The following is a 19767-nucleotide window of genomic DNA, read 5'->3' as shown; positions in this document are numbered from 1 at the left end:
CGGACAATGCTTGGTTGGTTGATCGGGTGGGTCAGGCCGGTTGCGGGTTCACCAGCCGATACACCGCCTCGACGACATCGCCCACGGTTCGTACCGACTTGAATTCCTCAGCGGCAATCTTCTTGCCTGTCTGGCGCTTGATGTGATCGATCAGGTCGACGGCGTCGATGCTGTCAATTTCCAGATCCTGGTACAGGTTGGCTTCCAGGCTGATTCGCTCGGGCTCGAGTTCGAATAGCTCGACCAGCGCATCGCGCAGGGTCTGGAAGATTTCGTTGCGGCTTTCCATTTCAAGCCTCCTCGGTGACGGCGCGGTTGGCGCTGACGTAGGCGGTCAGGCTATCGACACTGGCGAAATGCTTGCGGGTGTCCTTCGCATCGGCGTCGATCTTGATGCCGAAGCGCTTCTGGATCGCCAGACCCAGCTCCAGCGCATCGACCGAATCCAGCCCGAGCCCTTCGCCAAACAGCGGCTGGTCGGCCGCGATGTCGTCCGGGCCGAGGTCTTCCAGACCCAGGGCGTCGATGATCAGTTGCTTGATTTCAAGCTGCAGTTGGCTCATCGAGTGCGAGCTCCTTTATGAAGTGTCGATGCAGATGGTCGTTGAGTTGCCGAGAGGCAATGGGTGCTGCGCCACGCGAAGCGAACATCTGCGGGTCGATATCCTCACCGACGCGCAGATGAAAATGAAAACGTCTTGCCGGAATCCGATACCAGGGCTCGGCTTTGGTCAGGGTGGTGGGCGTGACGGTGATCACGACGGGCGTAACCAGGCGTGCGCCACGCAGCGCGATAGCCGCCGCGCCCCGATGAAACTGCGGCGCCTGGCCCGGCGTGGTACGCGTGCCTTCGGGAAAAATGATCAGTGTCTGGCCTTGCCTCAGCGCATCGGCTGCTTCGTCGAGCATCTCCGCGCTGCCGTTATTACTGATGTACTGAGCCGCACGTATCGGCCCGCGAGTGAAGGGGTTGTCCCACAGGCTCTGCTTGACCACACAGTTGGCGTCACGGATCAGTGCGATCAGCACCACCACGTCGATCAGCGAAGGATGGTTGGCGATCACCAACTGCCCTGGTCGGCCGAGCCGTTCGGCACCTTCGACTTCATAGGTCAGTACGCCGCTGCGGTACATGAACTGGACGAACAGCCAGAACAGCCGGCTCACGGTCTGCCGCGCCCGACTGCGGCGTTCGGTCGTGTCGCCTGGCAGCAGACCCAGCACAGGGAAAACGATCATTCGCAGGCAGAGCCCGCCGAGACCGAACAGGGCAAACGATAGCCCGGTCGCGACCAGGCGCCACAGCCAGGGCGCGCTGTATCGGCGGTTCAATAGGTTTGCTGCCAGTTCCATTGGCGGCTCTCCCACGTGTTTTGAAAGGTCGGTTGGTCCTTGAGCAGTGCGTGGACCAGTTTGATCGCATGCGGGTGCGATGCCGGCCTAGCGGCTGGCTCGGCTGTTTCGAGGCTCAATTGCCAGGTCTTACCCGGCTTCAGCAACAGCGCCACGGCATAAGGAAAGCTGACGTCGTTGATCCAGGGCGCATAGACCGCAGGGGGCTGATCTTCCGCAACCACCACCAGGACTTCGGGAGCGCCTTCGCCGAGCAACATGGCTGCTTCGAGCACGGCATGCTCCAGTCCGTCACCTTCAGCTGCTAGCGCCGTCATCTCGCTAGTGTTCTGCTGCTGAATGGACCAGAGACCGATGATCGCGTTGTGCACCGACAGGCTGAACTGGGTAGGGGATAGTGGCTCGTCGCTCGCCAGGTCATTGAGGATGGCGAAAGTGCGCGTGGTCTCACCGTGGCGGGAGGCGTAGACCAGCGGCATTGGCGCCCGGTTGGCCGCCAGCGGAGTGGCCACGGCGAACACCATGCGCGCCAGGCGACTCAGGCGGCGGCGCTGCATGGCCGGCAGGAAGCTGACGTCCGGTTGTGCGTCACTGCTTTCGAGCTCGCACGGATCCCCGGCCCAATTGGCCCAGTCATCAGTGCTCGCCAGGCCTGGAGCCCAAGCCTGCCATTGATCGATTTCGAATTGAATCACGCTGAACTCACCGGCTCATCCTCGAGCCTTTGTTATTGGCGTGTCGACGTCCTTGTACAGCGACTATCGGTAAATGTCTGCCGTGAAAGCGGCGGCATTATCCAATCGCGGTGGAGCCTAGGCAAACGTTGCTTGAAATATCCGGATAAAAGGCAGGCCTAATGCACGGAACTGCGGGGTCGGCCGGTGGTCTGTTCTAGGTTTGCCAAAAAGCCCGATCGCCAAGGCTGCGCGTGCCCGTGACGATGCCGGCGTCGAGCTGCTTGGCTACCAGACCTTCTTCCGCCTCCTCAGAAGCCGAACAGACTACTGCGTGGCGCCTGTCATACCCCGTGCTGTTGGAGCCAGGCCAGTAGCTGCGGCAATGGCATCGCACCGCTCTGGCGCGCCACTTCCTTGCCTTGCTTGAAGAGGATCAAGCTGGGGATCGAACGAATGCCGAGCTGGCTAGACAGTTGCGGACTGGCCTCGCTGTCCAGTTTGGCCAATCGGCAACGGCCCTGCAGCTGAGCGGCCGCCTGGGCGAAGGTTGGGGCGAAACTGCGGCACGGGCCGCACCAGCTGGCCCAGACATCCACCAGCAGCGGCAAATCACCCTTCATCTGATTGGCGAACTGATTCTGCTGCAGCTCGAACGGCGTGTTCGGTAAGGCTTCTTCTTTGCAACGTCCACAGCGCGGCGCGTCGTGCAGCCGGTCGGCGGGGATGCGGTTGAGGCTGGCGCAATGTGCGCAGGGGATGATCAGCGAGTCGGTCATGGCGAGGCTCCACAGCGGTCTGTCGCAGTAATGTGGAGCCTCGCTGGCCGATATCAAGCGATATCAAGCGATATCAAGCGTCGCGGGCGTAGCGGCTTGCGAAATCAGCCTTTGGCCGCGTCCAGGGCCTGGGTCAGGTCGGCCAGGATGTCATCGATGTGCTCGATGCCAATCGACAGCCGGATCAGATCCTGAGAAACGCCTGCCCGGGCGAGTTCTTCGGCGTTCAGCTGGCGATGCGTGGTGCTGGCGGGATGGCAGGCCAGAGACTTGGCGTCGCCAATGTTGACCAGTCGCACGATCAGCTTGAGCGCATCGATGAAGCGTGCACCGGCCTCCATGCCACCTTCGATGCCGAAGCAGAGGATTGATGCCGGCGTGCCGTTCATATAACGGCGCGCCAATTCATGCTCTGGATGATCGGCCAGGCCGGCATATTTCACCCACGCCACCTGCGGGTGTGCCTGCAGGTATTCGGCAACCTTCAAGGCGTTTTCGCAATGCCGCTCCATGCGCAGCGCTAGCGTCTCCAACCCTTGCAGAATCAGGAACGAATTGAACGGCGAAATCGCCGCGCCCATGTTGCGCAGCGGCACCACGCGGCAGCGGCCAATGAAAGCGGCGGGGCCGAACGCCTCGGTGTAAGTGACGCCGTGATAGGACACGTCAGGCGTGTTGAGCAGCGCGAAGCGCTCCTTGTGCTGTGCCCAGGGAAACTTCCCCGAGTCGACGACAATGCCGCCAATGCTGGTGCCATGGCCGCCCATGTACTTGGTCAGCGAATGCACGACGATGTCCGCGCCATGCTCAAAGGGGCGGCATAGCATCGGTGTGGCAACGGTGTTATCGACGATCAACGGTACGCCGTGGCGGTGTGCGGCGTCTGCCAGCGCGGCGAGGTCAATGACATTGCCGGCTGGGTTGCCGATGGATTCGCAGAACACCGCCTTGGTGCGCTCGTCGATCAGCGACTCCAGCGCAGCGATATCGTCGTGGGCAGCGAAGCGCACCTCGATTCCCTGGCGCGGCAGGGTATGGGCAAACAGATTGAAGGTGCCGCCATAGAGTTTGGCGACCGAAACGATGTTGTCGCCAACTTCGGCAATGGTTTGAATGGCATAGGTGATCGCCGCCATTCCCGAGGCCACCGCCAAGGCCGCCACGCCGCCTTCCAGTGCCGCGACGCGTTGCTCGAGCACGTCGGTAGTGGGATTCATGATGCGTGTATAGATGTTGCCCGGCACCTTCAGGTCGAACAGGTCCGCGCCGTGCTGGGTGTCGTCAAACGCGTAGGAGGTGGTCTGGTAGATCGGCACAGCCACCGCGCGGGTGGTTGGGTCTGGGCTGTAGCCGGCATGGACGGCGAGGGTTTCCAGCTTCATGGCGCGCTCCTTGTTCTTGTTCATCGGGGCAAAGGCCCGAGAGCATGAAACTGAACGCCGATGCGGTCAATGATCCAGGGCAAGCACCGTTATTAGAGCGGTGTGAGCGGCCAGAACAACGGGATGACCAGCGTTGCGACGACCCACAGCAACAGATTCAGCGGGATACCCACCTTGAGGAAATCAGCGAAGCGATAGCCGCCGGCGTTGTAGACGAAAGTGTTGGTCTGGTAACCGATCGGCGTGGCGAAGCTGGCGCTGGCAGCGAACATCACCGCGACGACAAAGGCACGCGGATCGATACCGAGCTGTTGGGCAAGGCCGATAGCGATTGGTGTGACCAGCACGGCGACGGCGTTGTTAGAGAGGATCTCGGTAAGCACCGAAGTGAACAGATAGATGAACCCGAGCATGAATAGCGGGCCGGCCCAAGGCGTCAGGTCTACCACGCTGGAAACAATCAGCTCGACCAGTCCGACCTTATTCATCGCGACGCTGATGGCGAGCATGCCGAAGATCAGGCTGAGGATCTTCCAATCGACCGCCTTGTAGGCGTCCTCCACGTCCAGGCAGCGGGTCGCCAGCACCGCCGCGGCACCGATGATCGCCAGGCCTTCGATCGGCATCACACCGAACGCTGCCAGCAGCATCACCATCAGCGTCGTGCCAATGGCGATCGGCGCCTTGTCTCGTCGAAAAGCGCGCTCCTGTACGGCGTTGAGGCTGATCAGCTCGCCGTTGTCGGCGAAACGCTTGATCTGCGCCGGTGTGCCCTCGACCAGCATCACATCGCCGAACTGCAGCTGGAAATCGTCGAGGTTGCCCTGGATGTTTTCGTCCTGCCGGTGCACGGCCAGCACATTGATCCCGTAGCGGGCGCTGAGGTCGAGGTCGCGCATCGGTCGGTGGCTGTAACGCGAGTTGCGTCCGACGATGGCTTCAGCGAGCACTTCATCCTCGCTGCTGAGGGTCTCGAAGGCGTCGCTGCGGTTGAAGCTCAGATGACCGCTGCCGCGTAGCTCAACTACATCCTTGACCTGGCCGTGGATGACCAACACATCGCCGGCCAGCAAGCTGAAATCCTGTTCCGGTCGGCTGTGCAAATGAACCCCGCGGTTCACCTGCAGCACCTGCAGTCCGCTGCCACCGTTGAGGTTGGCCTCGGCAATGCTCTTGCCGACCACGGGCGAGCCTTGAGGAACCCGCAATTCGCTCATGAAGGTGCGATCGAGCCTATGCCCGAGAAGCTTGGAGAGAGTGTCGCGCTCCGGCAGCAGCCGCTTGCCGATGGTCAGCATATACAGCATGCCGGCCGCGGCGAGCACCAGCGCAGCGCCGGTAATTTCGAACATGCCGAATGGCGCGAGGCCCGCCTTGCGCGCCACACCGTCGACCAGGATGTTAGTCGAGGTGCCGATCATCGTCAGCGTGCCGCCAAGGATGGTGGCGTAGGAAAGCGGAATCAGCAGTTTCGAAGGCGTGGTGCCGGCCCGCGTTGCCAGGGAAATGGCCACCGGTGTCAGGATCGCTACCACGGGCGTGTTGTTGAGAAAGGCCGAAATGACCAGCGCAGTAATCGTCAGCCCGCCGAGCACGCGGGTCGGGCTGGTGCCGACCAGCCCACCCAGCCAGTTACCCAACGCATCGATGCAGCCGGTGCGCTCCAGCGCCGCGGATATCACGAACATGCAGGCAATGGTGACGGGCGCAGAGTTGGACAAGACTCCAAGCACTTCCGAGGGGGTCAGCAACTGACTGGCGATCAACACCGCCACCGCAATCGCCACGACGATGTCCGGGCTCCATGTCTCCCGCACGAAAGACACCAGCACCCAGACCAGCAAGGCGCAGACGAAAAGCAGCGGCAGCGAATCGGAGAGCATGAACGTCCTTAACGTGGCGTAACGACCGGCCGCAGAACGGCCCCGCGCGAACGATAGGGTCGAGCACTTAGAGAGTCTAGGAACGTTTGTTTCAGTTTATATGCGTTTTGGGTATTAGCAGGATTGATAGAGGCTCTAGTCGCCTGGCGCGAGGCGTTGCAACAAGAAAGGTCGGAGGCAAACGAAAAAGCCGCGCAGTGCGCGGCTTCAAAGGTGGTGGGCCCACACGGACTCGAACCGTGGACCAAAGGATTATGAGTCCTCTGCTCTAACCAACTGAGCTATAGGCCCTCAGAGGCGGGCGGATTATACCGGTGGTGTTGCGCGTGCGCCAAGCGAAGCTGTGCGTACAGGCATGTTTTGACTGGCCTGAATGCAGAACCCCCGGCGCTGGCCGGGGGTTCTGGTCTTACTCGTCGAGGAAGGAGCGCAGGTGCTCGCTTCTCGTCGGGTGGCGCAGCTTGCGCAGCGCCTTTGCTTCGATCTGACGGATCCGCTCGCGGGTGACATCGAACTGTTTGCCGACCTCCTCTAGGGTGTGGTCGGTATTCATGTCGATGCCGAAACGCATGCGCAGTACTTTGGCTTCCCGTGCGGTGAGGCCGGAGAGGACTTCGCGAGTGGCTTCCTTGAGGCTCTCCACGGTCGCCACGTCGATCGGCGATTGCATGGCAGAGTCTTCAATGAAGTCGCCCAGATGCGAGTCTTCGTCGTCACCGATCGGAGTTTCCATGGAGATCGGCTCTTTGGCGATCTTCAGTACCTTGCGGATCTTGTCCTCGGGCATTTCCATGCGCTCGCCAAGCTCTTCAGGCGTGGGTTCGCGGCCCATTTCCTGCAGCATCTGACGAGAGATGCGGTTGAGCTTGTTGATCGTCTCGATCATGTGGACCGGGATACGGATGGTCCGCGCCTGGTCAGCAATGGAGCGAGTGATCGCCTGGCGAATCCACCAGGTAGCGTAGGTCGAGAACTTGTAGCCGCGGCGGTATTCGAACTTGTCCACCGCTTTCATCAGGCCGATGTTGCCTTCCTGAATCAGGTCGAGGAACTGCAAGCCGCGGTTGGTGTACTTTTTGGCGATGGAGATAACCAGACGCAGGTTGGCTTCGACCATCTCCTTCTTGGCCCGGCGAGCCTTGGCTTCACCGATCGACATGCGACGGTTGATGTCCTTGATGTCGGCGATCGCCAATATGCATTCTTCTTCCAGCGCGAGCAGCTTCTGCTGGCAGCGTTGGATGTCTTCCTTGCGTGCGGCGATGGCTTCGGCGTACTTACTTTTGCCGTTGGCCAGCTTGTCTGCCCAATCAAGGTCTGTTTCGTTGTTAGGAAACTGACGCAGGAAGTCGGCGCGGGGCATACGTGCGTCACGCACGCAGATTTGCATGATGGCGCGTTCTTGGGCGCGGACCTGGCTCAAGGCATCGCGTACGCGATCGACCAGCGCATCGTACTGCTTAGGGATGAGCTTGATCGGCATGAACAGCGTGGCGAGTTCCTGCAGGGCATCGGTCGCCTGCTGGCTACCGCGGCCATGCTTCTTCAAGGCCTTCTTGGCGACGTCCAGTTGCTCGGCAACGGCGCCGAAGCGAACGCGAGCAACTTCCGGATCCGGACCGCCATCGCCTTCTTCTTCTTCGCTGTCGGAATCGTCCTCTTCCTCGTCGTCCTTGTCGTCACCGGCCGGCTTTGCTGCTGCCTGCGGTGCGACGGGCTCGACTTCTGCCTGAGGGCCGGCCGCGCCGTCATCGTCAGGGTCGATATAGCCGCTGAGAATGTCGGAGAGACGCCCACCCTCGGTGGTGACGCGATCGTAATCGGCGAGGATGCTGTCGACGGTACCCGGGAAATGGGCAATGGCACTCATCACCTCGCGAATGCCTTCCTCTATGCGTTTAGCGATTTCAATCTCGCCTTCGCGGGTCAGCAGTTCGACAGTACCCATTTCACGCATGTACATGCGCACGGGATCGGTGGTGCGGCCGATGTCGGTTTCGACAGCGGCAAGTGCCGCCGCGGCCTCTTCGGCTGCGGCTTCATCGGTATCGGCTTCGGCCAGCAACAGGGCATCGGCATCCGGGGCAACCTCGAATACATTGATACCCATGTCGTTGATCATGCGAATGATGTCTTCCACCTGTTCCGGATCAGAAATATCTTCCGGTAGGTGGTCATTGACCTCGGCGTAAGTCAGGTAACCCTGCTCACGGCCACGCTGGATCAATTCTTTGAGACGGGACTGCTGTTGCGCTTTTCCGGACATATAACCCTATCCACTGACGGTTCTGGCGGGCTGAAAACAAGCTGAGCATTATAGCCGAGCAAGGACCTCACGCGCCAGTTGAGGTCGATATAGCGGGTGTTGAGTTGCGATTTAGCAGGCTGCGCAGCTGCTCTTTCTCCTCTGCGCTGAGTTCACCCTGGCGAGCTTTGCGCAGCAGCGTTTCAAGGCTGCGGTCGCGTTGTCTGGCAGCAAGGCTTGTTATGGTGTCGAAAAACTGTTGTTCAAGGTTATCGGCCGAGATTAGCCATTCTTTCTCGGCAAGTGCGCGCAAAAGTCGCCCTTGGTCGGTTCCATGCCAGCGTGCGATTAATTGCAGGCTGCGCAGTTTGGGGTTCTTTTGCAGCGTTCCGAGCAGGGCGACCAGTAGTTGTGCGTAGGTGTCGTCTTCCGCCGCGAAGTGGCTGGCATCTTCTACCTTTTGCGCAAGCTCTGGATGGTGCAGGAGCGTGCGCAGTGTGGTCAGGGCCGGTGGTTCTACTGTGGCAGGCGTTCTCGGTGCGCGTGGCTTTTTGAAGTCTGGACGCTGGCCGGGCTTTTTCCAGTCTTTTTTCCACTCTTTCTTGCCGCCGGTCTTCGGCTGGGTGGTGGTCGGCGGTGCGTAGTAGTCGCCTTCGTCGTGGCTCGCCGCGGTGTCGTAATACACGCTGTCGTCATATTCCGGCGCGGCGCTCGGCGATGCTGAGCCCATCTGCTGAAGTGCTTCGCTATGCAGACCGGTAATTTCCCCGAGGCGCTGCCGCATCAATGCGCGCAGGTTGTTGCCGGGGATTTTTTCGATGAGCGGTGCTGCAAGCGTCGCCAGGTGGGCCTTGCCTTCCAGGGAGCGCGGGTCTGCTTCTTCACTGAGCTGCTGGAAGAAGTAATCGGCCAACGGTTGCGCTTGTTGCTGGATTCGGGCCCTGAAGGCATCGGTACCTTCGCTGCGCACCAAGCTGTCTGGGTCCTCGCCTTCCGGCAGGAACAGAAAACGTGCGCGGCGGCCATCCTGCAGGTTGGGCAGCGCCGATTCTAGGGCGCGCCATGCAGCCTTGCGACCGGCTGCGTCACCGTCGAAACAGAACAACACGCTGGGAACGATGCGGAACAGGCGCTTGAGGTGTTCGTCACTGGTCGCGGTACCCAGTGTCGCGACGGCATTCCGTAGCCCTTGCTGCGCCAGTGCAATGACGTCCATGTAGCCTTCGACGACCATGATTTCATCCAGGTCGCGGTTGGCCTTGCGTGCCTCGTATAGCCCGTAGAGTTCCTGGCCTTTATGAAAGACAGGTGTTTCCGGCGAGTTCAGGTATTTCGGCTTGTCATCCCCCAGCACCCGTCCACCAAAGGCAATGACGCGCCCTCGACTGTCGCGGATCGGAAACATCACCCGGTCGCGGAAACGGTCGTAGCTCCGGCCGGTTTCAGCGTTTTCGATTAACAGTCCGGCGTCGATCATGGCCTTCTGCTGAAGGGCATCGCCACCCAGGTGCTTCATCAGGTTGTCCCAGCCGGGCGGGGCAAAGCCGAGGCCGAAATCCCTAGCAATGACACCTGACAAGCCGCGTCCTTTCAGGTATTCCACCGCGGCTTTGCGCGCCGGGTGACCCTTGAGGGACTGTCGATAGTAATCGGCGGCGGATTCGAGCAAGGGATAAAGCGGCGAGTCCACGGGCTGGCGTGGTTTGCGCCCCGGTCCGCTTTCTTCGCGCGGCACTTCCATGCCGGCGCGCTTGGCCAGCTCCTCGACCGCCTGGGGAAATTCCAGGCTGTCGTGATCCATGATGAAGCCGAGCGCGTTGCCGCCAGCGCCGCAACCAAAGCAGTAGTAGAACTGCTTGTCCGGGCTGACGCTGAATGAGGGGGTCTTTTCCTTGTGAAACGGGCAGCAGGCGGTGTAGTTCTTGCCCGCTTTTTTCAGTTGGATGCGCGAACTTACCACCTCGACGATGTCGGAGCGGTTGAGTAGGTCATCAATGAATGATTGCGGGATCAAGCCGGCCATAGGGGTATGAGAATACGCTCGCAGTGTTCAGGCCGGAATGAAAAAAACTCCGGCATTTCGCCGGCTGGCGAAGCGGAGTCTCCTTCAAATGCAAAGCCCGGCATTGGCCGGGCTTGATGCAGCGTCAGCAGTACTGGATCAGTACAGGCGAACGCTACGGCGCTGTTCGCGCTGCACTTTCTTAGCGTGACGCTTGACTGCGGCAGCAGCTTTACGCTTGCGCTCAGCAGTAGGCTTTTCGTAGAACTCACGGCTGCGGACTTCGGCCAGAACACCGGCCTTTTCGCAAGAACGCTTGAAGCGACGCAGAGCTACGTCGAATGGTTCGTTCTCTTTAACTTTAACGTTGGGCATCCAGGACGTACCTTCACTTGTTTACCGGTTACAACGCGCTTCGGCAAATATCGCGAGCACGCTGGTTTTAAGGGTTGCGGATGTTAACGCCTTGACGCGTGGAATGCAAAGCCCCCTTATCGAAAAGCGCTGGTCGGTCGCTGGCCCCGGCGATTAATATGCGCGGCTTCATTCGCTTCTTTGGAAAGGTCGTGCCCATGCTGGTTCTGGGGCTGGAAACTTCATGTGACGAGACCGGTGTTGCACTGTATGACAGCGAGCACGGCCTGTTGGCCGACGCGCTGTTCAGTCAGATCGATCTGCACCGCGTCTATGGAGGCGTGGTGCCAGAGTTGGCGTCGCGTGATCACGTCAAGCGGATGTTACCGCTGATCCGTCAGGTGCTCGAAGAGGCCGGACGCGAATCCAGCCAGATCGACGCGGTGGCGTATACGGCCGGCCCCGGCCTGGTGGGCGCGCTACTTGTTGGCGCTTCTTGCGCGCAGGCGATGGCGCTTGCCTGGAGTGTGCCGGCAATCGGCGTGCACCATATGGAAGGACATCTGCTGGCGCCGATGCTCGAAGAGCAACCGCCGGCGTTTCCCTTCGTCGCGCTGCTGGTTTCCGGTGGGCATACCCAGTTGGTCCGGGTAGACGGCATTGGTCGCTATGAACTGCTGGGCGAGTCGGTGGACGACGCCGCTGGCGAGGCTTTCGACAAGACGGCCAAGCTGATGGGGCTGCGCTATCCGGGCGGTCCGGAGATCGCAGCGCTTGCCGAGCGCGGCACGCCAGGTCGGTTCACTTTTCCCCGACCAATGACAGATCGGCCCGGGCTGGATTTCAGTTTCAGCGGCCTCAAGACGTCCACCCTGACGACCTGGCAGCAACGTCAGAGTGCCGGCGATGATGGCGAGCAAACCCGCTGCGATATCGCTTTGGCGTTTCAGCAGGCCGTGGTCGATACGCTGACCATCAAATGCCGGCGCGCGCTGAAGCAGACGGGGTTGCACAGCCTGGTCATTGCCGGTGGTGTGAGCGCCAACATTTCGCTGCGCCAGAGTCTTGAAGCGATGCTCGCTGAGCTGAAGGGGCGCGTGTTCTATGCTCGGCCACGTTTCTGCACCGACAATGGGGCGATGATCGCCTATGCTGGCTGCCAGCGTTTGCTTGCTGGTCAGCACGAAGGCCCTGAGATTTCGGTACAGGCGCGCTGGCCAATGGAAACGCTTCCGGCGATTTGACGCCGGTTAGCTTAAAAATGTCGCTCTCTGCCTTTAGACAGGTCGCGCAGGTTGTTACGGTGACGCCAGGCGACGAGCGCGGCCAGCAATGCCATAGGCCAGAGCGCCGTCGGTTGCATCCAGGCAAGAAAGGGCAGGCAGAGCGGTAGTGCGACCAGTGCGGCCAGTGAACTGGTGCGTGACAACGTGAAAACAGCCAGCCAGATGAGCAGCGCCAGTAATGCCGTTGCTGGATGCAGGCCAAGCAAGACGCCAGCGGCTGTGGCCACGCCTTTGCCGCCACGAAAGCGGAAATACAACGGATATGAGTGGCCCAGTACTGCGGCGAGACCGATCCAGGCTTGTTGCTCGATGGCCAGGCCTAGCGCTGCGGCGAGCAGCACTGGCAGCAAACCCTTGAGTAGGTCACCGAACAGGGTGCTGATGGCCAGGCCTCTACCGGCCAGTCGCAGCATGTTGGTGGCGCCGGGATTGCCGGAACCGCCGGCGCGTGGATCGGGTGCGCCGGTCAGGCGGCTGAGTAGAATGGCGAATGAAAGCGAGCCGGTCAGATAGGCGAGCAGTGCTAATTGCCAGAACATGGCATTCATCCGGGGCAAGGAGCTCCTGAGTCTAACGGCCTGTCATGAAGTTGTCGTGCCGAGGGAGAACGTTGCGTGGATACAGTTTTCATCGAAGGGCTGGAAGTGGATACGCTGATCGGCGCCTATGATTGGGAACGCGGCATTCGACAATGCTTGCGGCTGGACCTGACCCTCGGCTGGGACATCCGTCCCGCCGCCCGGAACGACGAACTGGATAAGGCGCTGGACTATGCCAAAGTGACTGCCGCCATCGATTGTTTCGCTCAAGCGTCACGCTTCGAGCTGGTAGAAACCTTTGCCGAACGCCTGGCTGCTGCCCTGATGAGTGAGTTCGGCATTCCCTGGTTGCGGCTACGGGTGACCAAACCGGGCGTCAACCCGCGCGCAAAGGCGTTGGGTGTGGAGATCGAACGCGGATGCCACTGACTCGCGTACTGCTGGGGCTCGGCAGCAATAGCCGCCGTGAACGGAACCTGACTGCCGGTCTCGATGCGCTGGAAAAGCTGCTCGGAGACATGCGCTGTTCACCCGTTTTTGAAAGCCTTGCAGTGGGCTACAAGGGTGACCATTTCTACAACCTTGTGGTCTCCGGTAGCACCGAGCTGCCCCTGATGGAGCTGGACAGACGGCTCAAGTTCATCGAAGCGGACAACGGTCGCTACGCGCCGGACCGCAAAGGTCTACCACTGGATATCGATGTGTTGATGTATGGCGATCTGCAGGGCAATTTTCATGGCTTGCAACTGCCGCGGCCGGAGACACTTAAAAACGCTTTCGTGCTCTGGCCGCTGGCCTTGCTGTCGCCGGACGTGATGCATCCCGAGGCCGGGCGGTGCTTCGCTGAATTGTGGCGGGAATCGGTCATCGAGCAGCAGCTGTGGCCCGTGCGTTTCCAGTGGAAGGGCGAGGAGTTGACGCCAGCGTCGTTGTTGTCCGCCGCGGACCCGCGCTGAATTCGTCTTGCGAAGAGCGCGGGTTCCTCGCGTTTGCAGCACGGCAAGCGCTGATCAGTTGGCGTTGTCTTGATAGAGGCGTTGATATTGGCGGACAGCTTCCAGTCGTTCGCGTTTAAGTGCTTCTCCTAGTTCTGCGCCCTTGTAACCCTGTTCAATAAGCGGTTTCACCTGTACCGCGCGGACATGCTCGGCGGCTCCGCGCAGGTATTCGGCCTGGGGATAGGCGTGCCCCTCGTGACCGCTCTGCGCGTCCATAGCGCAGCAGGCGACGAACTGCTCGAAGCGTTCCGGGCGGCGGTAGATGTCGAAATGCTGCAGCAAGTCGAACAACGTCTGCGCCGGCAGTGACATGGCCTGATGGCCGAGCGAGTAGAATTCGCCGACCAGTCTGGCCAACTCCTGGCAGTCCCGCGGCACTTTGTAACGCGTGCTGACGATGTCAATTGGCGATGTTCTGGCTGTTTCCGAACTCGGCGCATCGAGGTCAGCTGTCTGTCCCAGCGGCATCAGCAGACAGGCCCAGCGCACTGTTAGGGGCTGAGCATGAGCGGCGCATCTGTGTAGCACCTCGAGCGTGTGTTTGCCGGCCTGGGTACCATCCTCGAACGGTAACGTCTCGTCGAATAGCCGGTCGATTTCCGGAAACAGCTCCTTCAAGGCGTCGCAGTCGCGTAGAACCTGCAGGAACACGTCAGGGCGAGGCTCCATCAACGCGCGGGCGATTTCCTTCCAGCTGCGTTCCGGTGTCAACGCCAGTAGTTCCCCTGATTCGGCGAGCTGACGCATCAGCGCCCGGGTTTCGGGCGCCACGCTAAAGCCGAGTTCGGCATAACGCGCGGCAAAGCGCGCCACGCGCAACACCCTTAAAGGATCTTCGGCGAAGGCGGGGGATACGTGCCTGAGCTGGCGGGCTGCGAGGTCGGCCTGGCCGCCGTAGGGATCGATCAGCTGGCCCCGCTCATCCTCGGCCATGGCGTTGATGGTCAGGTCGCGGCGGATCAGGTCTTCTTCGAGTGTCACTTCGGGGCTGGCATAGAAGGTGAACCCGCCGTAACCGCGACCGCTCTTGCGCTCAGTGCGGGCCAGTGCGTATTCCTCACCCGTGACCGGATGGAGGAACACGGGGAAATCCGCGCCCACCGGGCGAAAGCCCTTGGCCTGCATCTCTTCGGCACTGGAGCCGACGACCACCCAGTCCACCTCGGTCACAGGACGCCCCAGCAACCGGTCACGTACCGCTCCGCCGACTTTATAGATTCGCATGCAGTCCTCCATTGCGGCGGAGGATAAACGAATGCCCCGAAGCAGCAAGCTGCGACTGCTCTCGGGTATTCGATCTGAAGTGATGTGTAACCGTCAGATGGGTGGCAGCGCCAGGTTCATACCGGGGTACTTGGCCTCGACATCCGCCTCGACTCTCGGCGGCATGTGGTGCGTGGTGATCAGCTTGTCATCCTGCATCGATTGCAGGTGCACATCGAACCCCCAGAGCCGATGGAGGTGCTTGAGGACCTCATCGGTGGAGCCGCCCAAGGGTTTGCGGTCGTGCTGCTGGTGGCGCAGGGTCAGCGAGCGATCGCCGCGGCGATCGACGCTCCATACCTGCACATTGGGTTCACGATTGCCGAGGTTGTATTGGGCTGCAAGCAATTCGCGGATGGCGTGATAGCCATTTTCGTCATGGATGGCGGGGACCAGCAGCTCGTCCTTGTGGTCATCATCGAGGATGCTGAACAGCTTGAGGTCGCGGATGACCTTGGGCGACAGGAACTGCAGGATGAAGCTCTCGTCCTTGAAGTTGTTCATCGCGAACTTGACCGTGGTGAGCCAGTCACTGCCGGCAATATCCGGGAACCAGTGTTTGTCTTCCTCGGTGGGGTGCTCGCAAATTCGCCTGATGTCCTGGTACATGGCGAACCCCAGCGTGTAGGGGTTGATGCCACTGTAGTAAGGGCTGTCGAAACCGGGCTGATAGATCACGCTGGTGTGGGACTGAAGAAATTCGATCATGAACCCATCGGTCACCAGTCCTTCGTCGTACAGGTCGTTGATCAGCGTGTAGTGCCAGAAGGTCGCCCAGCCTTCGTTCATGACCTGCGTCTGGCGTTGTGGATAGAAATACTGTGCGATCTTGCGCACGATCCTCACCACTTCGCGCTGCCAGGGTTCCAGCAGCGGCGCATGCTTTTCGATGAAGTAGAGAATGTTTTCCTGCGGTTCGACCGGGAAGCGCTGGTCTCGCTGGCGCTCATCTTCTTTCTCACCAAATTTGGGAATGGTCCGCCAGAGATCGTTGATCTGCTTTTGCAGATGCTCTTCACGGTCTTTCTGCCGCCGCCGTTCCTCCTCGGCTGAAATCGGATAGGGACGCTTGTAACGATCGACGCCGTAGTTCATCAGTGCGTGGCAGGAATCGAGCAGGTCCTCCACCGCGTCGATGCCGTGGCGCTCCTCGCACTGCATGATGTACTGCTTCGCAAACACCAGGTAATCGATGATCGAACTGGCGTCGGTCCAAGTGCGGAACAGGTAGTTGCCTTTGAAAAAGCTGTTGTGGCCGTAACTGGCGTGGGCGATCACCAGCGCCTGCATGGTGATGGTGTTCTCTTCCATGAGGTAGGCGATGCAAGGATCGGAGTTGATCACGATCTCGTACGCCAGGCCCATCTGCCCACGGGTATAGGATTTTTCCGTGCTAAGGAAATGCTTACCGTAAGACCAGTGGTGGTAGCCCAGCGGCATGCCTACGGAGGCATAGGCATCCATCATCTGCTCGGCGGTGATGACCTCGATCTGGTTGGGGTAGGTGTCCAGCGCATAGCGCTCGGCGATGCGGCCGATCTCACGGTCGTAGGTACGGATCAGGTCGAAGGTCCATTCCGAGCCGGTGGAAATGGGCTGTCGTTTCATGCTGCTTACCTCAGCTAGCCATGCGCCGCTGGAATAGCTCGCGGAACACCGGATAAATGTCCCCCGCCGTCACCAGCTGCTGCTGGGCGAACGAGTCGCCGAAGGCCTCGGCCACTTGGTTGTATTCGTACCACAGAGCCTGATGTTCGCGAGGGGTGATTTCGACGTAGGAGAAGTACTGGACGAACGGCATGATCTGGTTGATCAAAATGTCCCGGCAAACCGGAGAGTCGTCGTTCCAGTTATCGCCGTCCGAGGCCTGTGCCGCATAGATGTTCCACTCGTTGGCCGGATACCGCTCGGCCATGATCTCTTGCATCATTTTCAGGGCGCTGGAGACGATGGTGCCGCCGGTTTCCCGGGAGTAGAAGAACTCTTCTTCGTCGACTTCCTTGGCGCTGGTGTGATGGCGGATGAACACCACCTCGATCTTGTCGTAGTTCCGCTTGAGGAACAGGTACAGCAGGATGAAGAAGCGCTTGGCGATGTCTTTGGTGGCCTGGGTCATGGAGCCGGACACATCCATCAGGCAAAACATCACCGCTTTCGAGCTTGGGTTGGGATGTTTGACCAGTAGGTTGTACTTGAGGTCGAAGGTGTCCAGAAAAGGCACGCGATGGATGCGCGCGCTGAGTCGTTCGATTTCTTCCTCGGCTGCCTGGATGTCGGTGAAGTTGGCGGGCTCCTCCAGCTTGAGCCGTGCCAGCTCAGCTTTTACCTCGCGCAGTTTGGCGCGGCTGCTTCCGGACAGGGCAATCCTGCGCGCATGGGCCGAGCGCAACGTGCGAACGATATTGATCCGAGACGGATTGCCCTCGTTGCTGATGCCGGCGCGGACGGTCTTGAAGGTATCGGTGCCGGTCAGGTGCCGCTTGACCAGGTTGGGCAATTCCAGATCCTCGAACATGAAGTCGAGGAATTCTTCCTGGGTAATCTGGAACACGAAATCGTCCATGCCTTCGCCGCTGTTGCTGGCCTGGCCAGCCCCTTGGCCGCCGCCACCGCCTTTTGGGCGAGGGATGCGCTCACCGGCGATGAACTCCTTGTTTCCGGGATGCACGATGGTTTGCCGACCGCCACGACCGTGGTGAAGGATCGGCTCATCGGTATCTCGGCCGGGAATACTGATCTGTTCGCCGTGTTCCATGTCGGTAATGGAGCGGCGTCCAACGGCCTCCTCTACGGCTTTCTTGATGTGTCCTCGGTATCGCTGCAAGAAGCGCTGGCGATTGACCGTGCTCTTGTTTTTGCCGTTCAGACGGCGGTCGATCACGTAACTCATACGAGCCCTCCGGGCTGAGCTGGAAGTCGGGAGCCGCGAGCCGGAAGCGTGCTGCTTTGGCTTCCAGCTCCGGCTCCAAGCCCTCAGCTGCTCTTACTGCGATTTACGTACGCGCAGATACCATTCCGAGAGCAGGCGAACCTGCTTCTCGGTGTAGCCGCGCTCGACCATGCGCACGACGAAGTCGTTGTGCTTCTTCTGATCTTCCTTGCTGGCCTTGGCGTTGAAGCTGATGACCGGCAGAAGATCCTCGGTGTTGGAGAACATTTTCTTCTCGATCACCACGCGCAGCTTCTCGTAGCTGAGCCAAGACGGATTCTTGCCGTTGTTGTTGGCGCGGGCACGCAGCACGAAGTTGACGATCTCGTTGCGGAAGTCCTTCGGATTGCTGATGCCGGCTGGCTTCTCGATCTTTTCCAGCTCTTCGTTGAGCGCCATGCGGTTGAGGATCTCGCCGGTTTCCGGATCCCGGTATTCCTGATCCTGAATCCAGAAGTCCGCATAGAGCACGTAGCGGTCGAAGATGTTCTGGCCATATTCGCTGTAGGACTCGAGGTAAGCGGTCTGGATTTCCTTGCCGATGAAGTCAACGTAGCGCGGCGCCAGGTACTCCTTGATGAAGCGCAGATACCGCTCGCGCACCTCGGCTGGGAATTGCTCCTGCTCGATCTGCTGCTCCAGCACGTAAAGGAGATGCACCGGGTTCGCGGCGATTTCATGGGGATCGAAGTTGAACACCTTGGACAGGATCTTGAAGGCGAAGCGGGTGGAAAGCCCATTCATGCCCTCGTCGACCCCGGCCGTATCGCGATATTCCTGCATCGACTTGGCCTTGGGGTCAGTGTCCTTGAGGTTCTCACCGTCGTAGACCCGCATCTTGGAGTAGATGTTGGAGTTTTCCGGCTCCTTCAGGCGGCTCAGGACAGAGAACTGCGCGAGCATTTTCAGCGTATCGGGCGCGCAGTGGGCTTTCGACAGCGAGCTGTTGAACAGCAGCTTGTCATAGATCTTGATCTCGTCGCTCACCCGCAGGCAGTACGGCACCTTGACGATGTAGATGCGGTCGATGAAGGCTTCGTTGTTCTTGTTGTTGCGGAAGGTGTGCCATTCCGACTCGTTGGAGTGAGCCAACAAGATGCCGTTATACGGGATAGCGCCGAGGCCCTCTGTGCTGTTGTAGTTACCTTCCTGAGTGGCGGTCAGCAGCGGGTGCAGCACCTTGATCGGTGCCTTGAACATCTCGACGAACTCCATCATGCCCTGGTTGGCGCGGCACAGCGCGCCTGAGTAGCTGTAGGCGTCGGCGTCGTTCTGCGGAAACTCTTCAAGCTTGCGGATATCGACCTTGCCCACCAGCGCCGAGATGTCCTGGTTGTTCTCATCGCCCGGCTCGGTCTTGGCCACCGCGATCTGATTGAGGATCGAGGGATAGAGTTTGACCACGCGGAACTGGCTGATATCGCCGCCGAACTCCTGCAGGCGCTTGGTGGCCCAGGGCGACATGATCGAGCTGAGGTAGCGACGGGGAATGCCGTAATCCTCTTCGAGGATCTGTGCATCTTCAGCCGGGTTGAACAGCCCCAGGGGCGATTCGAACACCGGCGAACCCTTGATCGCATAGAAGGGTACTCGCTCCATCAGTTGCTTGAGCTTCTCGGCGAGCGATGACTTGCCGCCGCCTACCGGACCGAGCAGATAGAGAATCTGCTTCTTCTCTTCCAGGCCCTGCGCGGCGTGGCGGAAATAGGAAACGATCTGGTCGATGCAATCTTCCATGCCGTGGAAGTCTTCAAAGGCGGGATACCGGCGTATGACTTTGTTGGAGAAAATCCGCGAAAGTCTCGAGTCGGCAGAAGTGTCGATCAGTTCGGGCTCGCCAATCGCCATCAACAGGCGTTCGGCTGCAGTTGCGTAGGTTCCCCGGTCTTCCTTGCACAGGTCGAGGTATTCCTGAAGCGAATACTCTTCCTGACGGGTTGCTTCGAATCGTTGCTGGAAATGGCTGAAAATGCTCATTGACTTCACCTCGGACGATGCTCGGAGCCGGTGTTGTCATCATGCATTCAGGTACGGCCGCCTTACCGGCCTGTGGAGTTCCCCCGAACACCTGATGGTCGAA

At 60.0% G+C, this 19767-nt stretch carries 18 protein-coding genes and 1 tRNA gene; 3 read left to right on the top strand and 16 right to left on the bottom strand.

What is annotated here, in order from left to right; translation table 11 throughout:
• Positions 1–31: 31 nt before the first annotated feature.
• The 11 genes from ACIGHL_RS12990 to rpsU all read right to left on the bottom strand — a co-directional run bounded on the left by ACIGHL_RS12990 (position 32) and on the right by rpsU (position 10693).
• Positions 32–289, bottom strand: a complete 258-nt coding sequence (locus tag ACIGHL_RS12990; RefSeq protein WP_045430740.1) for an acyl carrier protein — start codon at positions 287–289, stop codon at positions 32–34.
• A gap of 1 nt (position 290) precedes the next feature.
• Positions 291–563: a phosphopantetheine-binding protein gene (locus ACIGHL_RS12985; RefSeq protein ID WP_045430738.1), complete on the bottom strand. Its 273-nt coding sequence runs from the start codon at positions 561–563 to the stop codon at positions 291–293.
• Positions 544–1353 (bottom strand): lysophospholipid acyltransferase family protein, encoded by an 810-nt coding sequence (locus tag ACIGHL_RS12980; protein ID WP_127838333.1) that lies wholly within the window; start codon positions 1351–1353, stop codon positions 544–546. Before ACIGHL_RS12980 ends, ACIGHL_RS12985 begins: the two co-directional genes overlap by 20 nt.
• Positions 1329–2048, bottom strand: a complete 720-nt coding sequence (locus ACIGHL_RS12975; protein ID WP_128120301.1) for a beta-ketoacyl synthase chain length factor — start codon at positions 2046–2048, stop codon at positions 1329–1331. The genes ACIGHL_RS12980 and ACIGHL_RS12975 overlap by 25 nt, the downstream gene beginning before the upstream one ends.
• A gap of 323 nt (positions 2049–2371) precedes the next feature.
• A complete protein-coding gene (trxC, locus tag ACIGHL_RS12970; protein WP_128120302.1) occupies positions 2372–2806 on the bottom strand; it encodes a thioredoxin TrxC in 435 nt (144 codons plus the stop codon).
• Positions 2807–2910: 104 nt separating this feature from the next.
• Positions 2911–4188, bottom strand: coding sequence for a bifunctional O-acetylhomoserine aminocarboxypropyltransferase/cysteine synthase (locus tag ACIGHL_RS12965; RefSeq protein WP_128120303.1), 1278 nt, complete (start codon positions 4186–4188; stop codon positions 2911–2913).
• 92 nt (positions 4189–4280) lie between these two features.
• Positions 4281–6071, bottom strand: a complete 1791-nt coding sequence (locus tag ACIGHL_RS12960; RefSeq protein WP_128120304.1) for an SLC13 family permease — start codon at positions 6069–6071, stop codon at positions 4281–4283.
• Positions 6072–6285: 214 nt separating this feature from the next.
• A tRNA-Ile gene (locus tag ACIGHL_RS12955) sits at positions 6286–6362 on the bottom strand.
• A 118-nt stretch (positions 6363–6480) separates the two neighbouring features.
• On the bottom strand, positions 6481–8337 hold the full coding sequence (gene rpoD / locus ACIGHL_RS12950) for an RNA polymerase sigma factor RpoD (protein WP_128120305.1): 1857 nt from the start codon (positions 8335–8337) through the stop codon (positions 6481–6483).
• 67 nt (positions 8338–8404) lie between these two features.
• Positions 8405–10339, bottom strand: coding sequence for a DNA primase (dnaG, locus tag ACIGHL_RS12945; protein WP_128120306.1), 1935 nt, complete (start codon positions 10337–10339; stop codon positions 8405–8407).
• A 138-nt stretch (positions 10340–10477) separates the two neighbouring features.
• Positions 10478–10693, bottom strand: a complete 216-nt coding sequence (gene rpsU / locus ACIGHL_RS12940; RefSeq protein WP_003283508.1) for a 30S ribosomal protein S21 — start codon at positions 10691–10693, stop codon at positions 10478–10480.
• Between the two features lie 197 nt (positions 10694–10890).
• Here rpsU and tsaD point away from each other — a divergent pair, with 197 nt between their 5' ends.
• Positions 10891–11916 (top strand): tRNA (adenosine(37)-N6)-threonylcarbamoyltransferase complex transferase subunit TsaD, encoded by a 1026-nt coding sequence (tsaD, locus tag ACIGHL_RS12935; RefSeq protein WP_128120347.1) that lies wholly within the window; start codon positions 10891–10893, stop codon positions 11914–11916.
• Positions 11917–11927: 11 nt separating this feature from the next.
• Here tsaD and plsY read toward each other — a convergent pair whose 3' ends face one another.
• On the bottom strand, positions 11928–12497 hold the full coding sequence (gene plsY / locus ACIGHL_RS12930; protein ID WP_128120307.1) for a glycerol-3-phosphate 1-O-acyltransferase PlsY: 570 nt from the start codon (positions 12495–12497) through the stop codon (positions 11928–11930).
• A gap of 75 nt (positions 12498–12572) precedes the next feature.
• Here plsY and folB point away from each other — a divergent pair, with 75 nt between their 5' ends.
• On the top strand, positions 12573–12926 hold the full coding sequence (gene folB / locus ACIGHL_RS12925) for a dihydroneopterin aldolase (RefSeq protein WP_128120308.1): 354 nt from the start codon (positions 12573–12575) through the stop codon (positions 12924–12926).
• On the top strand, positions 12917–13453 hold the full coding sequence (folK, locus tag ACIGHL_RS12920; protein ID WP_128120309.1) for a 2-amino-4-hydroxy-6-hydroxymethyldihydropteridine diphosphokinase: 537 nt from the start codon (positions 12917–12919) through the stop codon (positions 13451–13453). The genes folB and folK overlap by 10 nt, the downstream gene beginning before the upstream one ends.
• Positions 13454–13507: 54 nt before the next feature.
• On the opposite strand, the gene ACIGHL_RS12915 is transcribed toward folK, so the two are convergent.
• The 4 genes from ACIGHL_RS12915 to ACIGHL_RS12900 form a co-directional block, all read right to left on the bottom strand.
• Complete coding sequence (locus tag ACIGHL_RS12915; protein WP_128120310.1) at positions 13508–14719, bottom strand: multifunctional CCA addition/repair protein; 1212 nt, start codon at positions 14717–14719, stop codon at positions 13508–13510.
• Positions 14720–14812: 93 nt separating this feature from the next.
• Positions 14813–16366 (bottom strand): SpoVR family protein, encoded by a 1554-nt coding sequence (locus ACIGHL_RS12910; RefSeq protein ID WP_128120311.1) that lies wholly within the window; start codon positions 16364–16366, stop codon positions 14813–14815.
• 10 nt (positions 16367–16376) lie between these two features.
• Positions 16377–17648, bottom strand: a complete 1272-nt coding sequence (locus ACIGHL_RS12905) for a YeaH/YhbH family protein (RefSeq protein WP_128120312.1) — start codon at positions 17646–17648, stop codon at positions 16377–16379.
• 93 nt (positions 17649–17741) lie between these two features.
• The gene (locus ACIGHL_RS12900) at positions 17742–19664 is read right to left on the bottom strand and encodes a PrkA family serine protein kinase (protein ID WP_045430704.1); all 1923 of its coding nucleotides are present in this window, start codon (positions 19662–19664) and stop codon (positions 17742–17744) included.
• Positions 19665–19767 lie beyond the last annotated feature (103 nt).

Source organism: Pseudomonas sp. NPDC077451 (genome assembly GCF_044543345.1).
GTDB lineage: Bacteria > Pseudomonadota > Gammaproteobacteria > Pseudomonadales > Pseudomonadaceae > Stutzerimonas.
Note: the sequence above shows the minus strand (reverse complement) of the source record. Positions and strands in the feature narration are given on the sequence as shown.

Coding starts and splice junctions, on each gene's coding strand:
- tsaD (WP_128120347.1), top strand. CDS start 10,891: ATGCTGGTTCTGGGGCTGGAAACTTCATGTGACGAGACCGGTGTTGCA.
- ACIGHL_RS12980 (WP_127838333.1), bottom strand. CDS start 1,353: ATGGAACTGGCAGCAAACCTATTGAACCGCCGATACAGCGCGCCCTGG.
- trxC (WP_128120302.1), bottom strand. CDS start 2,806: ATGACCGACTCGCTGATCATCCCCTGCGCACATTGCGCCAGCCTCAAC.
- ACIGHL_RS12900 (WP_045430704.1), bottom strand. CDS start 19,664: ATGAGCATTTTCAGCCATTTCCAGCAACGATTCGAAGCAACCCGTCAG.
- ACIGHL_RS12905 (WP_128120312.1), bottom strand. CDS start 17,648: ATGAGTTACGTGATCGACCGCCGTCTGAACGGCAAAAACAAGAGCACG.
- dnaG (WP_128120306.1), bottom strand. CDS start 10,339: ATGGCCGGCTTGATCCCGCAATCATTCATTGATGACCTACTCAACCGC.
- ACIGHL_RS12985 (WP_045430738.1), bottom strand. CDS start 563: ATGAGCCAACTGCAGCTTGAAATCAAGCAACTGATCATCGACGCCCTG.
- ACIGHL_RS12910 (WP_128120311.1), bottom strand. CDS start 16,366: ATGAAACGACAGCCCATTTCCACCGGCTCGGAATGGACCTTCGACCTG.
- rpoD (WP_128120305.1), bottom strand. CDS start 8,337: ATGTCCGGAAAAGCGCAACAGCAGTCCCGTCTCAAAGAATTGATCCAG.
- ACIGHL_RS12990 (WP_045430740.1), bottom strand. CDS start 289: ATGGAAAGCCGCAACGAAATCTTCCAGACCCTGCGCGATGCGCTGGTC.
- ACIGHL_RS12915 (WP_128120310.1), bottom strand. CDS start 14,719: ATGCGAATCTATAAAGTCGGCGGAGCGGTACGTGACCGGTTGCTGGGG.
- rpsU (WP_003283508.1), bottom strand. CDS start 10,693: ATGCCCAACGTTAAAGTTAAAGAGAACGAACCATTCGACGTAGCTCTG.
- plsY (WP_128120307.1), bottom strand. CDS start 12,497: ATGTTCTGGCAATTAGCACTGCTCGCCTATCTGACCGGCTCGCTTTCA.
- ACIGHL_RS12965 (WP_128120303.1), bottom strand. CDS start 4,188: ATGAAGCTGGAAACCCTCGCCGTCCATGCCGGCTACAGCCCAGACCCA.
- ACIGHL_RS12960 (WP_128120304.1), bottom strand. CDS start 6,071: ATGCTCTCCGATTCGCTGCCGCTGCTTTTCGTCTGCGCCTTGCTGGTC.
- folK (WP_128120309.1), top strand. CDS start 12,917: ATGCCACTGACTCGCGTACTGCTGGGGCTCGGCAGCAATAGCCGCCGT.